The following is a 13,179-nucleotide window of genomic DNA, read 5'->3' on the forward strand; positions in this document are numbered from 1 at the left end:
GTCCACCGGCACCGGCCGGAGCCGGTGGGCTCAGCCGACGGGGACGTCGAGGTGCCAGGACTCGGTGGTGTAGGACGTGCGCCAGCCGCGGGCGAGGTAGAGCCGGTCGGCGCCGGTGGGTGAGTCGGCGTCGACCTCGAGGCCGACCCGGTCGCGACCGCGGCGGGCGGCGTCGGCGACGACGGTGTCGAGCAGGCCCGTGGCCACGCCCCGCCCGCGCGCCTCGCCGAGCACGCCGAGGTACTCGACGTAGGAGCCGCCGGGGTCCGGCTTGGCGTCGGGATCACCCGGGACGGCGGGCGCGGCGGCGATCTCGGTGGCGACGAGCGCGCCGACCGGCCGCGGGGCCGCGGTCCCTGAGTCGTCGACGAGCTCGGCCAGCCACCAGTGGTCGAACCGGTGGCCCGGGGTCGTGCGCAGGCGGTGCACGAACTCCTCACAGGTCTCGGGCAGGTGGTTGAAGTGGTCGCGGAAGGAGCCCTCCACGACCGCGTGCACGGCGCGGACGTCGGCGGGCATCGGCTCGTCGTCGGGCCCCGCGGTCAGCGGCCGGAACCGCACGCCGCCGCGGGTCCAGCCGGCGGGGTCGGACACGATCGCGGCGTCCTCACCCACGACCGGTCGGCTCATCTGCCACCAACGGCGCACCCGGGTGAAGCCGGCGTCGGTGAGCAGGCCGTGCTGGAAGGGGTCGTCGGCGAAGGAGCCGGTGTCGATCTGCTGCACCGCCAGCCCCCGGGCCGCCCCCACGGCGCACGCCTGGGCGCGGGCCCACTCCACGAGCAGCCGGGAGCACCGCAGCGCCTGCGGCGGGGTGAGGGTGCGGTCCACGACGTGCACGAACAGCATCCGGCCCCCGGCGCGGTCGTGCACGCTCCCCCAGGCCCGCGTGACCCCGGCCGGGTCGCGCACGACGATGTTCTCCCGCGTCGCCAGTCCGGGCTCGGCGACCTCCACGAGCACCGAGGTGACGTCGGCGCCGGGCCAGCCGCGACCGTGCCGCTCGTGGTCGCGCAGCAGCGCGGTGAGCCGGACCAGCTCGGCCTGGTCGGTGGCGTCGGGGGCGGCGACCTCCCACCCGTCGGGCACCTGCTCCACGAGGGTGTCGGGATCGCTCTCGAACCGGTTCTGCGTCGTGGTGGCCATGACCAGCCTCCTACCCGGCGCGGCCCCGCTCACCCCACCCCGACGACGTCGCCTTCCTCACGCCCCGGCCTCGCGTGCCGCAGCCGCCCGGGTGCGCGCGTCCCGAGACGCTCGCTCCTCGACGGCCGCTGACCCCCGACGTTCGTCGAGGAGGCGCCCCGGCGCCGTCGCGAGACGCAGCGGGACGACAGCCGGCACGCAGTGAATCCGAACCCGGTCAGGCGCGCTTGCGCCGCCCGCCGGTGTCGGTGCCGGCCAGGCCGGCGGCGTGCTGGGCCCGCACCTCGGCGAGCACGACGTCGAGCTCCTGCTCCAGCTCCGCCACCCGCACCACGGCGTGGGCGGCGCGCTCCTCGGCGTCCTCGAGACGGCGCACGAGCTGGTCGCGCTCGGCGCGCACGGCCGCGACCTCCTCCCGCTCCTGCACCGCACCCTGCTCGCTCTGCGCGGCGAGGGTGGCGAGCCGGTCGCGCTCGGCGGTGAGCCGGGCGACCTCTGCGCGGGACGCGAGCAGCTCGCGCTGGGCGGCGTCGCCGGCGGCGCGGGTGACGTCGACGCGCTGCTCGCTCTCCTCCAGTCGCGCCTGCAGCCGCCCGACGGTGGCCTCCAGGCGCGCGACGCGGCCCTGGGTGTCGGCGACGTACTCGGCCTGCTCGGCCACGCGCTGCTCGGTGAGGGCGCGGTAGCCCTGGGCCTGCGCGGCGCGGTCGCGCGCGGACTCCCGACGGGAGTCGAGCAGCTCGTCGTAGGTGAGGCGCACCGCGCCGCCGCCGAGCACGGTGGCGCCCACCGCCGCACCGACGGCGACCGCGAGGCTGCCGCTGACCAGTGCCACGACCGCGCCGAGGGCGGCGAGGGCGATCAGCGAGGCGGCCAGGACGAGCCGCGTGGAGCGCTGCCGACGCCGCGGGGCGCGCGCCGAGGGGACCGACGGGGAAGTCATGGCGCTCACCCTAGGTCGGTCGGCGGGTCCTGGTCGGGAGGATCGATGCGACACGCGCGCTCCAGCACCAGCGCCACGAGGGCGAGCAGCAGTCCGGCGAGGGCCGCCAGCAGGGAGCCGACCAGCCGCTCGTCGGCGCGCTCGGCGGGGTCGCCCACCCAGCTCAGGCCGTAGCCGAGGTACCCGCCGCCGATCAGGGCGCCGACGTAGGCGCAGGCCCGGGCCAGCAGCAGCCGGTTGAGGCCGTCGCCGGGCTCCAGCGGACGACGGTGCACCTGCACCGCCCGCCAGGTCGAGCGCGCGAGGATCGCCAGGAGGGCGACGGCGAGGTAGAGCCCCACGACCTGCACCGTCGCCACGACCGGCGGGGTGCCCATCGCGTCGGAGACGGGGTGCAGCAGCCAGCCGGCCGCCAGGCCCGCCACCGCCCAGGGCAGCAGGGTGCGCGGCGGCAGGGTGGACATGCCACCGGGCCGCTCGGAGCGGTTCATGCCCGCACGCTCGGGTGGGCTCAGGCCTGCTCGAGCACCAGGTCGTCGCGCCGGGTGATGCCGTCGACGCCGAGCGCGGCCAGCAGGTCGGCGATCGGGCCGTGGCCCGGGAGCTGCGCCTCGGGCTCGAGGTCGAACCACGGCTTGAGCACGAAGGCCCGCTCGTGGGCGCGCGGGTGGGGCAGCTGCAGCGACGGGGTGTCGCTGCGGCGGTCGCCGACCACGACGAGGTCGACGTCGAGGGTGCGGGGGGCGTTGCGGTGCTCGCCGCGCTCGCGGTCGTAGGCGTCCTCGATGGCCAGGGCCCGGTCGAGCAGGCGGTTCGCGGCCAGCGTGGTGTCGAGCAGCACGACGGCGTTGAGGTAGGGGCCCGACTCCACGCCCTCGGGCGTGCCGAGCGGCTCGGTCTCGTAGACCGGCGACACCGAGGTGACCCAGACGTCGGGGGTGTCGGCGAGCGCGTCGACCGCGCCCTGCAGGCTGGCGAGCCGGTCGCCGAGGTTGGAGCCGAGGGAGATCACGACCCGACGGATCGGACGCATCTCCCCGGTGAGGGTGTCGGCGTCGACGATGTTGGGGTTGGGAACCTCAGTCATGCTGGCCCTCGCGCTTTCGGGTGATCGTGAGTGCGACGTCGCGGAACGTGGCCTCGATGGGGGCGTCCGGCTTGTGCACCGTGACCCTCGCCCAGGCCACACGGGCGTCGCTCAGGCAGACGTCCGCGATGCGCTGCGCCAGGGTCTCGATCAGGTCGACCGGATCGTTCTCCACCGCGGCCTTGACCGCGGTGACGAGACTTCCGTAGTCGAGGGTGTCGTGCAACTCGTCGGAGGCCGCGGCGGGACGGGTGTCGATGCCCAGGGCGAGGTCGATGACGAACACCTGCCCCTCGCGCTTCTCGAACTCGAAGACGCCGTGGTGGCCGAAGCACTCGATGCCGAGCACGGCCAGCTCGTCGACGAGCCCGTCGGCCTCGGGGCCGTGGGTGTGGTCGTTCATTCCTCATCCTCCTCGCGGCCCTCGAGCCGCCTCCAGACCTCCAGCACATCACGGGTACCCCGGACGTCGTGCACCCGCACCCCCCAGACCCCGCGCCGGGCGAGCAGCAGGGTGAGCGCGTGGGTGGCGGTGTCGCGCTCCGGCGCGGGCCGCGGCGCGCCGTCGGCGTCGGCCAGCAGCGCCCCCAGGAACGCCTTGCGGCTCGCGCCCACGAGCAGCGGCTGCCCGAGCCCCTGCACGGCGTCGAGGCCGGTGAGCAGGTCCCAGTTGTGCTCGCCGCGCTTGGCGAACCCCAGCCCGGGGTCGAGCACCAGCCGGTCGGGGGCGATGCCGGCGGCCAGCGCGGCGTCGCGGCGCGCGCCGAGCTCGGTCAGCACCGCCGCGACGACGCCGCCGGGGCCGTCGTAGACCGCCAGGTCCTGCATCCGGTCGCTGTGGGCGCGCCAGTGCATGGCGATGTACGTGGCCTCGGGGCGGGCGGCCACGGTGGCGAGCATGGCGGGGTCGGCCAGGCCGCCGGAGACGTCGTTGACGATCGTGGCGCCGGCCGCGAGCGCGGCCGCGGCGACCTCGGCACGCATCGTGTCCACCGAGACCCGCGCGCCGGCCTCGGCCAGGGCCTCGATCACGGGCAGCACCCGCGAGAGCTCCTCGGCCACCAGCGGGCGGGTGGCGCCGGGGCGCGTGGACTCCCCACCCACGTCGACGATGTCGGCGCCCTGGGCGAGCAGGGCGCGCCCGTGGGCGATCGCGGCGTCGGTGGCGAGGAACCGCCCGCCGTCGGAGAAGGAGTCGGGGGTCACGTTCACCACCCCCATCACCAGCACGGCACGCACCCTATCCAGCGCCGGGGACGGTGCTCGCTACGCTGCCCGCCATGATCGTGTCCGAGGAGCGCCGCTTCCTCTTCGTGCACGTGCAGAAGACCGGCGGCAGCTCGGTCTCGCGGCTGCTGCTGGAGCACGTGCCCGACGCGCAGCGCCTCGACGAGCAGGTGCACGGCGGCAAGCACGCGCTGATGCGCACCGCCCTGCGCACCCGCCCCGACCTGGCCGGGCACTTCGTGTTCGGCTTCGTGCGCGACCCGTGGGCGCGGCTGTGGTCCTGGCACCAGATGGTGCACCGGCGCGAGGAGCGGGTGCCCGAGCGGTTGCAGCACAACCCGTTCTGGCGCGCGGTGGCCCGCGACTACGCCGACTTCGAGCGGTTCGTGCTCGAGGGCCCCGACGTCTTCCGGCGCCTGCGCACCCCGCAGCTGGACTACCTGCGCTTCCAGGGCCGCCGGGCCGACTTCATCGGGCGCACCGAGAGCCTGGCCGCCGACCTCGACACCGTGCGCGACCGCCTCGGCCTGCCGGACGGCGTCGCGGTGGAGCACCGCAACAGCGCGCGGGCCCCCAGCGACCACCGGGCCCAGTACACCCCGGCGATGCGCGACCGCGTCGCCGAGGTGTACGCCGTCGACATCGCGGCCTTCGGCTACCGGTTCGACTGAGCGGGGACGGGGCGTCCCCGCCCTGTCGGCACGCGGGGAGGGGTGCCGGACGCTCACCCGCGGTGGATGAGCGCCATCGCCTCGGCCCGGGTGACGGCGTTGGTGCGCATGACGCCGCGCACCGCGGAGGTGATCGTGCGCGCCCCGGTCTTGCGGACGCCGCGCATGGTCATGCACAGGTGCTCGGCCTCGAAGACGACGACGGCGCCGCGGGCGTCGAGGATCTCCATGAGGGCGTCGGCCACCTGGGTGGTGAGCCGCTCCTGCACCTGCGGGCGCTTGGCGTAGACGTCCACGAGCCGCGCCAGCTTGGACAGGCCGGTGATCTTGCCGCTCTCGGCCGGGATGTAGCCGACGTGGGCCTTGCCCCAGAACGGCACGAGGTGGTGCTCGCACATCGACCAGAACTCGATGTCGCGCACGAGGACGAGTTCGTCGTGACCGAGGTCGAAGGTGGTGGTGAGCACGTCGGCGGGCCGCTGGCGCAGGCCCTGGGTGAGCTCGGCGAAGGCGCGGGCCACGCGGGCGGGGGTCTCGAGCAGACCCTCGCGGTCGGGGTCCTCGCCGATGGCGGTGAGCAGCTCGCGCACCGCCGCTTCGGCGCGGGCGTGGTCGAAGGGCGGGCGGTCGTCCGGGTCGATCTCCGGGACGGCGATGGGGTCGGTCACTCTGGCAGCGTAGTGGCGTCGGGAGCGACCCCATCGGATGTCCTCCGGGGGGTGAAGGGGGCCTTCACCCGCCCGGGTGGAATTGGAAACCGCAGGTCAGAGCGGGTGGAGCCGGGGAGGAGGGATCCTCGGGGGCTCAGCCGCCCGGAACCTCAGACGCCCGGGACCTCAGACGCCCGGGGGCGCCGGCGGGGTGCCGCCGAGGCCGGGCTCGCCGTGGAGGTCGCCGTCGGGGCCCGGAGGCGTCACGACCGCCACGGGGCCGCTGTCCTCCTTGGTGCCGTTGAGGGCGGCGCGGTCGCGCACGAACTGCGGGATCTCCACCGGCGGGATGGCGCTGGGGTTGCGGTTCGGCGAGCCGGTCCAGGCCGGCCGCTCCGGGCGCCGCTTGAGCGCGGCGAAGATCCGGGCGACCTCGTCCTTGTCCAGCGTCTCCTTGTCGAGCAGCTCGAGCACGAGGGCGTCGAGGACGTCGCGGTTGTCCTCCAGGACGTCGAAGGCCTCCTGGTGGGCGGTGGTCAGCAGCAGCTTGACCTCCTCGTCCACGATCGCGGCGATGTCCTCGGAGTAGTTGCGCCCGTGGCCCAGGTCGCGGCCCAGGAAGGGCTCGGAGTTGTCGCCGCCGAGCTTGATCGCGCCCAGGCGCTCGGTCATGCCGTACTGGGTGACCATCGCGCGGGCCAGGTTGGTGGCCTTCTCGATGTCGTTGCCCGCACCCGTGGTGGGGTCGTGGAAGATCAGCTCCTCCGCGGCCCGGCCGCCGAGCATGTAGGCCAGCTTGTCGAGCAGCTCCGAGCGGGTCTGGCTGTACTTGTCCTGGTCGGGCAGCACCATCGTGTAGCCCAGCGCGCGACCGCGCGGCAGGATCGTGATCTTGTGCACCGGGTCGCTGCCGGGCATCGCGGCCGCCACCAGGGCGTGGCCGCCCTCGTGGTAGGCGGTGACGAGCTTCTCGTGCTCGTTCATCAAGCGCGTCCGGCGCTGCGGGCCCGCGATGACGCGGTCGATGGCCTCGTCGAGCGTGGCGTTGTCGATGGTCTTGCGGTTGGAGCGCGCGGTGAGCAGCGCGGCCTCGTTGAGGACGTTGGCCAGGTCGGCGCCGCTGAACCCGGGGGTGCGGCGCGCGATGGAGACCAGGTCGATGTCCTCGGCCAGCGGCTTGCCGCGGGAGTGGACGCGCAGGATCTTCTCGCGGCCCTTGAGGTCGGGGGCGTCGACCTGGATCTGGCGGTCGAAGCGGCCCGGGCGCAGCAGCGCGGGGTCCAGCACGTCGGGGCGGTTGGTGGCGGCGATGAGGATGACGCCGCCGCGCACGTCGAAGCCGTCCATCTCCACGAGCAGCTGGTTCAGGGTCTGCTCACGCTCGTCGTGACCGCCGCCCATGCCGGTGCCGCGGTGACGACCGACGGCGTCGATCTCGTCGATGAACACGATGGCCGGCGCGTTCTCCTTGGCCTGCTCGAACAGGTCGCGCACCCGGCTGGCGCCCACACCGACGAACATCTCGACGAAGTCGGAGCCGGAGATCGAGTAGAACGGCACGCCGGCCTCGCCGGCGACGGCGCGGGCCAACAGGGTCTTGCCGGTGCCGGGAGGGCCGTAGAGCAGCACGCCCTTGGGGATCTTGGCGCCCACGGCCTGGAACTTGGCGGGCTCGGAGAGGAACTCCTTGATCTCGCCGAGCTCCTCGATCGCCTCGTCGCACCCGGCGACGTCGGCGAAGGTGGTCTTGGGCATGTCCTTGGAGATCAGCTTGGCCTTGGACTTGCCGAACTGCATGACCCCGCGGCCGCCGCCCTGGGCGCTGTTCATCAGCCAGATGAAGATCGCGATGATCAGGATGAACGGGATCAGCGTGAACAGCAGGCTGCCCAGGAAGCTGGGCTGCGGGTTGGTGGAGTTGGCCTTCTCGATGCTGCCGCCGTTGGAGTCCAGCTGCGCCTGCACCATCGCGAGCAGGCCCTGCTGCTGGCCGTTGACGTAGTGGGTGACGACCTTGTCGCCGGCCTCGCGGGTGCCGTCGACCAGCGTGGCCTCGATGGCCTGGTCGCCGTCGATGAAGGTGATCTCCTTCACCTGGCCGTCGCTGATGTACTGCTCCATCTGCGAGGTCGGGACCTCGTCGTAGCCCCCGCCAGGGGTGAGGAACTGCAGGGCGAGCAGGACACCGATCACGGCGACCGCGATCCAGACCCAGGGACCCTTCAACATGCGCTTCACGGACTTCTCACACCTTGCTGCGACGACGGCTCGAGGGGCCCGGCACACCCGGGACCCCTGCCATCCTCTCAGGCCCCTGGTCGCGACCCGCACCGATCGGGGTGAAACGACACCGGAACCGTCCTGCGCGGGTCGTTCTGAGGGCCCGATCAGGCCCGGATCAGGCCCGGATCAGGAGTAGACGTGGGGTGCGAGGGTGCCGATGTCGCGCAGGTTGCGGTAGCGCTCGCGGTAGTCCAGGCCGTAGCCGACGACGAACTCGTCGGGGATGTCCCAGCCGACGTACTTGACGTCCACCGGCATCTGCAGGGCGTCGGGCTTGCGCAGCAGGGTGCAGATCTCCACGCTCGCGGGGTTGCGCGAGGAGAGGTTGGAGGTGAGCCACGACAGCGTGAGGCCGGTGTCGATGATCTCGTCCACGATCACGACGTGGCGTCCGGAGATGTCGGTGTCGAGGTCCTTGAGGATCCGCACGACGCCGCTGGACTTGGTGCCCGAGCCGTAGGAGGACACCGCCATCCAGTCCAGCTCGACGTGGCGGCTCAGGGCCCGCGCCATGTCGGCCATCACCATGACGGCGCCGCGCAGGATGCCGACGAGCAGCAGGTCCTTGCCCTCGTAGTCGCGCTCGATCGCGGCGGCGAGCTCGCCGATCTTGTCGAGGATCTCCTGCTCGGTGAAGAGCACGGAGACGAGGTCGCCATCGACGTGGGCTGCGTCCATGGGTCGCTAGGATTCCACAGCCGTCGCGCCGAACCTCAGTCGGTCTCCCTCGCGCCGCGCGGTGACCCGGCCGGGCAGCTGGATCTCACCGCGCACCCGGCCCGCGAGCAGCGCCACCAGGCCCGTCACGTGGACGTGGAACAGCTCCGAGGCGGGGCTCCCCGCGGCCAGGGCCGCGAGCCGGACCACCCGGGACACGATCGCCGCCGGCTGCCCGGCCAGGGCCGCGACGTCGAGGCCGTCCTCGACCCGCGCCTCGAGGTAGGCGAGGTCGGCCAGGTCGTCGAGGGCCTCCATGTCGGGCCGCAGCAGCTCAGCGGTGCGGGCCAGCGTCTCGGCCACCCCGGGGCCGAGCTCGGTCTCGAGCATCGGGAGCACGGTGTGGCGCACCCGGGCGCGGGTGAACCGGGGGTCGGTGTTGTGCGGGTCGTGCCAGGGCTCGACGCCGAGCTCCTCGCAGGCCGCCAGGGTGACCGCGCGGCCCACCCCGAGCAGGGGGCGGTGGAAGACCTCGAAGGAGCGTCGCATCCCGGCGATCGAGCGGCCGCCGCTGCCGCGGGTGAGCCCGAGCAGCACCGTCTCGGCCTGGTCGTCGAGGGTGTGCCCGAGCAGCACGACATCGGTGCCCACCGAGGCCGCGACCTGGCCCAGCACGTCGTAGCGGGCGGTGCGGGCCGCGGCCTCCCAGCCGCGACCGTCGTGGGTGACCTGCACCCGGGCGCTCAGCGTCTCGTCGGCGCCGAGCCCGGCCATGCGACGCACGACGGCGGCGGTGTGCTCGGCACTGCCCTCCTGCAGTCCGTGGTCGACCACGGCCCCGATCACGCGGCGCCCGTGGCGGTCGCGCTCGGCCACGGTCGCGGCCAGCAGGGCCAGGCTGTCGGGCCCGCCCGAGCAGGCGACGACGACCGGGGCGGGCCCGCCGTCCTGCGGCGACGCGGGCGCGGTGCCGAGCACCTGGCGCACGGCCAGGCGCAGCACCCCCAGTGCTCCCTCGCGGTTCATCGCGGTCCCCGGTGCGGGCGGGCCCTCAGCCCAGCACCCGGGTGACCCAGGCGGCGGGATCGGCGATCTCGGCCTTGGTGGGCAGGTGCGCGGGCTCGGCCCACACGGCGTTGAACTGCTCCATGCCGACCCGGTCGACGACGCCGCGCACGAAGCCGGCGCCGTCGCGGTACTGGGCCAGCTTGGCCTCGAAGCCGAGCAGGCGGCGCAGCACGCGGTCGAGGCCGCCCACGCTGCGTCGGCGCTGGGTGAAGCGCTCACGGATCAGCGCGACGCTCGGCACGACCGCCGGCCCGACGCCGTCCATGACGACGTCGGCGTGGCCCTCGAGCAGCGACATCATGCCCGTGACGCCGTCGAGCACCGCGCGCTGCTCGGGGGTGCTGAGCAGGTCCACGAGGCTGCCGCCGCTGCGGCCGGGACCGAGCTCGCGCAGGCCGCCGGCCACACGGGCCACGAGGTCGTCCAGGCCCGCCGGGCTCACCATGCCGGCCAGCGTCTCGACCTGGGCGTGGAGGTGGTCGCGCAGCCAGGGGACGGCGGTGAACTGCACCCGGTGGGTCTCCTCGTGCAGGCACACCCAGAGCCGGAAGTCGTGGGGGTCGACGTCGAGCTCGCGCTCGACCTGCACGATGTTGGGGGCCACGAGCAGGAGCCGGCCGTCGGGCGCGGCGAAGGGGTCGAACTGGCCCAGCACCTTGCCGGCGAGGAAGCCGAGCAGGCCGCCGACCTCCAGCCCGGTGATGCGGCTGCCGATGCCGCGGGCGATCGGGCCGGGGGTCACCCGGGAGGTCATCTGCTCCACGAGCGGTTCCATCAGCACCGCGAACGCCTCGGTGTTGGCCTGCGCCCACGCGCGCCGGTCCACGACCAGCACCGGCGCCTCGCGCTCGGGCGGGGTGTGCAGGCCGGTGAACTCCCGCACGGGCGCGACCGAGGCGACCGCTGCCTCCCGCAGCTCCGCCACGACGGCGCGGGCCTCCTCGCGCGGCACCGACGGGCCGTCGCCGGCGAGCCGGTGGGCCACACCGACGGCGAGGTCCCAGTCGATCATCCCGGCGCCCCCCGGACCGCCGTCCGTGCCCCCGTCCCTGCTCCCGCCCCTGGCCATGGGCCCGAACCTACCCGCCGGTCGCACCGCACCGGCACGCGGCGAGGGCCGCCGCGGCGGCGGCGAGGGCGGCGCGCGCCTCCAGCACCACCTCGGGCCGGAAGGCGTCGGCGATCAGCACGAAGACCATCGTGGCGCCGTCGGGGCCCTGGGCGAGGCCGGCCAGTGCGGTGACGCCGCTGAGCGTGCCGGTCTTGGCGCGCACCCCGCCACGCGCCGCCGGGGGCGCGTCGAGGAAGCGGGTGGCCAGCGAGCCCGTGACGCCGGCCACGGGCAGTCCGGCGAGCAGCGGGCCCAGCTCGGGACGGTCGGGGGAGGCCGCCAGCCGCAGCACGTCGAGCAGCACCTCGGGCGCCAGGTCGTTGCGCCGGGACAGGCCGGAGCCGTCGAGCAGCCGGCTGGCGCCGAGGTCCACCCCGGCCTCGGCGAGCACCGCGCGCACGGCCGCCACCCCCGCCCGGCTCGAGCCCTCCCCGGCCACCGCCAGGCCGACGTGGCGCAGCAGCACCTCCGCGGCCTCGTTGTCGCTGACCTCCAGCAGCCGCTCCACGATCTGGCCCACGGCGGGTCCGGTGACCGCCGCCACCGGGGCGGTGTCGCGGGCCGCGCGCGCCTCGCGCACCGGTCCGACGACGCTCACGCCCTGCGCGGCGAGCTCGGCCGCGAACGCCGCGGCCGCCTCGGCGGGGGCGTCGGCCACGCGGCCCAGCCGGCTCGGCGGGCGGCCCTCGTCGATCCACAGCGGCGCGATCGGGCTGACCTCGCCGGAGTCGACGTAGAGCGGCTCCCAGGCGGGGTTCTCCGCGGGACCGGTGAACAGCGAGGTGTCGTAGGTGAGGCGCACCCGGTCGAGGTCGTTCTCGGCCAGCGCCGACGCCGTGCGGGCCGCGAGGTCGCTCAGCGTCGCGCGCGGAGGGTAGGCCCACGGCGTGCCGCCGGCGTCGACGTCGTCGCGCTGGAGGAAGGGGTCGCCGCCCCCGACGAGGGTGAGGACCGGAGGGCCGTCGCCGGCGCCCGGCCGCCCGACCACACGGGTGGTGAACCGGGTGTCGGGGCCCAGCGCGAGCAGGGCGGCCAGGGACGTGACGAGCTTGGTCGTCGACGCCGGCACCCCGCGCGCCCCGGCGCCGCGCGTGATCCGCACCGTGGCGCCGGCGCCGTCGCCGTCCAGGGGGGCCACCGCGGCCAGCACGTGACGACCCAGCACGGGGTCGCGCAGCCCGCGCAGCGCCCGCCGCACCGCGGCCTCGTCCAGCGCGGTGGTCGGGGCGCTCGGCTGCGCCACCGGATCGGGCACCCGGACCTCCGGGGCGTCCACGCCCTCGGGCGGCGGCAGCGTGCCCGGCCCCGCCGGCACGTCGGGCAGGTCGCCGCGCGCGTCGTCGCCGAACAGCCCGCCCACCGCGTCCCCCACCGCGTCGCCGACCGTCGCGGCCGCCGCGTCCAGGCGCCGATCGGCGTCGTCGGGCAGCAGACCGGCCTGCCAGCCCACCGTCACGCCGAGCAGCGCGAGGGCCACCGACGCCGCGATCGTGGCCAGGGCGCGGCGCCCGCGACGAGGCGGGCGTGGGGTCCCCGAGGAGCCCGTCGTGCGCTCGCCGTCCGCCACCGCGTGCCCTCCTCCGCGCCCCGCCGCACGGTCCGGGATCGGACCTGGGTGCGCATCCGGGGACATTGTGCGCGACACTGTGCCCCGAGCCGGGGGCCGCCCCGGACTGATCCTGGATCCGCGGAGGAAGCACGTGCTCGAGTTCGACGTCCTGGTGGAGATCCCCAAGGGGGAGCGCAACAAGTACGAGGTGGACCACGAGTCCGGGCGACTCCGCCTCGACCGGATGCTGTTCACCTCCACGCAGTACCCCACCGACTACGGCTACATCGAGGGCACCCTGGGCCAGGACGGCGACCCGCTCGACGCGATGGTCATCCTGCAGGCCCCCACGTTCCCCGGCTGCCTCATCAAGTGCCGCGCCATCGCGATGTTCCGCATGACCGACGAGGCCGGCGGCGACGACAAGGTGCTGTGCGTGCCCGCCACCGACCCGCGCCTGGAGCACCTCCAGGACCTCGGCGACGTCTCCAAGTTCGACCGTCTCGAGATCCAGCACTTCTTCGAGGTCTACAAGGACCTCGAGCCCGGCAAGTCCGTCGAGGGCGCCGACTGGGTCGGCCGCGCCGAGGCCGAGGCCGAGGTCCTCGCCTCCATCAAGCGCCACGAGGAGACCGGCGGCCACTGAGCCCCGCTCCACCCGCACGACACGACGGAGCCCCGGGAGTCCCCTCCCGGGGCTCCGTCGTCTCCGGACGCGCCGCGATGGTCCGTCGTCACCAGCGGAATGCACCGGTACTCGGCCGGAATCGGTGCATTCCGCTGGTGA

The 13,179-nt window shown here is 74.6% G+C and carries 14 protein-coding genes; 2 read left to right on the forward strand and 12 right to left on the reverse strand.

The features are described from left to right. Nucleotides 1–30: 30 nt before the first annotated feature. The 6 genes from ACERUJ_RS16960 to folP form a co-directional block, all read right to left on the reverse strand. Entirely contained in the window at nucleotides 31–1,146 is a 1,116-nt protein-coding gene (locus ACERUJ_RS16960; RefSeq protein ID WP_370250032.1) for a GNAT family N-acetyltransferase, read from the reverse strand. 217 nt (nucleotides 1,147–1,363) lie between these two features. Then, on the reverse strand, nucleotides 1,364–2,089 hold the full coding sequence (locus ACERUJ_RS16965; RefSeq protein WP_370250034.1) for a hypothetical protein: 726 nt from the start codon (nucleotides 2,087–2,089) through the stop codon (nucleotides 1,364–1,366). A gap of 5 nt (nucleotides 2,090–2,094) precedes the next feature. Next, on the reverse strand, nucleotides 2,095–2,580 hold the full coding sequence (locus tag ACERUJ_RS16970) for a DUF3180 family protein (protein WP_370250036.1): 486 nt from the start codon (nucleotides 2,578–2,580) through the stop codon (nucleotides 2,095–2,097). 20 nt (nucleotides 2,581–2,600) lie between these two features. After that, complete coding sequence (gene folK, locus ACERUJ_RS16975) at nucleotides 2,601–3,176, reverse strand: 2-amino-4-hydroxy-6-hydroxymethyldihydropteridine diphosphokinase (protein WP_370250037.1); 576 nt, start codon at nucleotides 3,174–3,176, stop codon at nucleotides 2,601–2,603. Beyond that, complete coding sequence (folB, locus tag ACERUJ_RS16980) at nucleotides 3,169–3,579, reverse strand: dihydroneopterin aldolase (protein WP_370250038.1); 411 nt, start codon at nucleotides 3,577–3,579, stop codon at nucleotides 3,169–3,171. The genes folK and folB overlap by 8 nt, the downstream gene beginning before the upstream one ends. After that, nucleotides 3,576–4,397: a dihydropteroate synthase gene (folP, locus tag ACERUJ_RS16985; RefSeq protein WP_370250046.1), complete on the reverse strand. Its 822-nt coding sequence runs from the start codon at nucleotides 4,395–4,397 to the stop codon at nucleotides 3,576–3,578. Before folP ends, folB begins: the two co-directional genes overlap by 4 nt. Nucleotides 4,398–4,456: 59 nt before the next feature. Here folP and ACERUJ_RS16990 point away from each other — a divergent pair, with 59 nt between their 5' ends. Continuing rightward, the gene (locus tag ACERUJ_RS16990) at nucleotides 4,457–5,074 is read left to right on the forward strand and encodes a sulfotransferase family 2 domain-containing protein (RefSeq protein WP_370250040.1); all 618 of its coding nucleotides are present in this window, start codon (nucleotides 4,457–4,459) and stop codon (nucleotides 5,072–5,074) included. Between the two features lie 53 nt (nucleotides 5,075–5,127). Here ACERUJ_RS16990 and folE read toward each other — a convergent pair whose 3' ends face one another. The 6 genes from folE to dacB form a co-directional block, all read right to left on the reverse strand. Beyond that, complete coding sequence (folE, locus tag ACERUJ_RS16995) at nucleotides 5,128–5,730, reverse strand: GTP cyclohydrolase I FolE (RefSeq protein WP_370250047.1); 603 nt, start codon at nucleotides 5,728–5,730, stop codon at nucleotides 5,128–5,130. A 180-nt stretch (nucleotides 5,731–5,910) separates the two neighbouring features. Next, complete coding sequence (gene ftsH / locus ACERUJ_RS17000) at nucleotides 5,911–7,953, reverse strand: ATP-dependent zinc metalloprotease FtsH (RefSeq protein ID WP_370250049.1); 2,043 nt, start codon at nucleotides 7,951–7,953, stop codon at nucleotides 5,911–5,913. A 180-nt stretch (nucleotides 7,954–8,133) separates the two neighbouring features. After that, a complete protein-coding gene (gene hpt / locus ACERUJ_RS17005) occupies nucleotides 8,134–8,685 on the reverse strand; it encodes a hypoxanthine phosphoribosyltransferase (RefSeq protein WP_370250041.1) in 552 nt (183 codons plus the stop codon). Nucleotides 8,686–8,691: 6 nt separating this feature from the next. Beyond that, entirely contained in the window at nucleotides 8,692–9,690 is a 999-nt protein-coding gene (tilS, locus tag ACERUJ_RS17010; protein ID WP_370250042.1) for a tRNA lysidine(34) synthetase TilS, read from the reverse strand. A 25-nt stretch (nucleotides 9,691–9,715) separates the two neighbouring features. Continuing rightward, nucleotides 9,716–10,744 carry a zinc-dependent metalloprotease gene (locus tag ACERUJ_RS17015; protein WP_370250043.1) on the reverse strand — a complete coding sequence of 343 codons (1,029 nt, stop codon included), beginning with the start codon at nucleotides 10,742–10,744 and terminating at the stop codon, nucleotides 9,716–9,718. A gap of 67 nt (nucleotides 10,745–10,811) precedes the next feature. Beyond that, nucleotides 10,812–12,410, reverse strand: a complete 1,599-nt coding sequence (dacB, locus tag ACERUJ_RS17020; protein ID WP_370250044.1) for a D-alanyl-D-alanine carboxypeptidase/D-alanyl-D-alanine-endopeptidase — start codon at nucleotides 12,408–12,410, stop codon at nucleotides 10,812–10,814. 133 nt (nucleotides 12,411–12,543) lie between these two features. Here dacB and ACERUJ_RS17025 point away from each other — a divergent pair, with 133 nt between their 5' ends. Then, nucleotides 12,544–13,038, forward strand: coding sequence for an inorganic diphosphatase (locus ACERUJ_RS17025; RefSeq protein ID WP_370250045.1), 495 nt, complete (start codon nucleotides 12,544–12,546; stop codon nucleotides 13,036–13,038). The last annotated feature ends 141 nt before the right edge of the window (nucleotides 13,039–13,179 follow it).

Source organism: Nocardioides sp., assembly GCF_964228225.1.
In the GTDB taxonomy this organism is placed as follows: Bacteria; Actinomycetota; Actinomycetes; order Propionibacteriales; family Nocardioidaceae; genus Nocardioides.

Bases quoted from the DNA above. Each gene is read 5' to 3' on its own strand.
- ACERUJ_RS16960 (WP_370250032.1), bottom strand. From the start codon at position 1,146: ATGGCCACCACGACGCAGAACCGGTTCGAGAGCGATCCCGACACCCTC.
- folP (WP_370250046.1), bottom strand. From the start codon at position 4,397: ATGGGGGTGGTGAACGTGACCCCCGACTCCTTCTCCGACGGCGGGCGG.
- ftsH (WP_370250049.1), bottom strand. From the start codon at position 7,953: ATGTTGAAGGGTCCCTGGGTCTGGATCGCGGTCGCCGTGATCGGTGTC.
- hpt (WP_370250041.1), bottom strand. From the start codon at position 8,685: ATGGACGCAGCCCACGTCGATGGCGACCTCGTCTCCGTGCTCTTCACC.
- tilS (WP_370250042.1), bottom strand. From the start codon at position 9,690: ATGAACCGCGAGGGAGCACTGGGGGTGCTGCGCCTGGCCGTGCGCCAG.
- ACERUJ_RS17015 (WP_370250043.1), bottom strand. From the start codon at position 10,744: ATGATCGACTGGGACCTCGCCGTCGGTGTGGCCCACCGGCTCGCCGGC.
- folB (WP_370250038.1), bottom strand. From the start codon at position 3,579: ATGAACGACCACACCCACGGCCCCGAGGCCGACGGGCTCGTCGACGAG.
- ACERUJ_RS16990 (WP_370250040.1), top strand. From the start codon at position 4,457: ATGATCGTGTCCGAGGAGCGCCGCTTCCTCTTCGTGCACGTGCAGAAG.
- ACERUJ_RS16965 (WP_370250034.1), bottom strand. From the start codon at position 2,089: ATGACTTCCCCGTCGGTCCCCTCGGCGCGCGCCCCGCGGCGTCGGCAG.
- ACERUJ_RS16970 (WP_370250036.1), bottom strand. From the start codon at position 2,580: ATGAACCGCTCCGAGCGGCCCGGTGGCATGTCCACCCTGCCGCCGCGC.
- folK (WP_370250037.1), bottom strand. From the start codon at position 3,176: ATGACTGAGGTTCCCAACCCCAACATCGTCGACGCCGACACCCTCACC.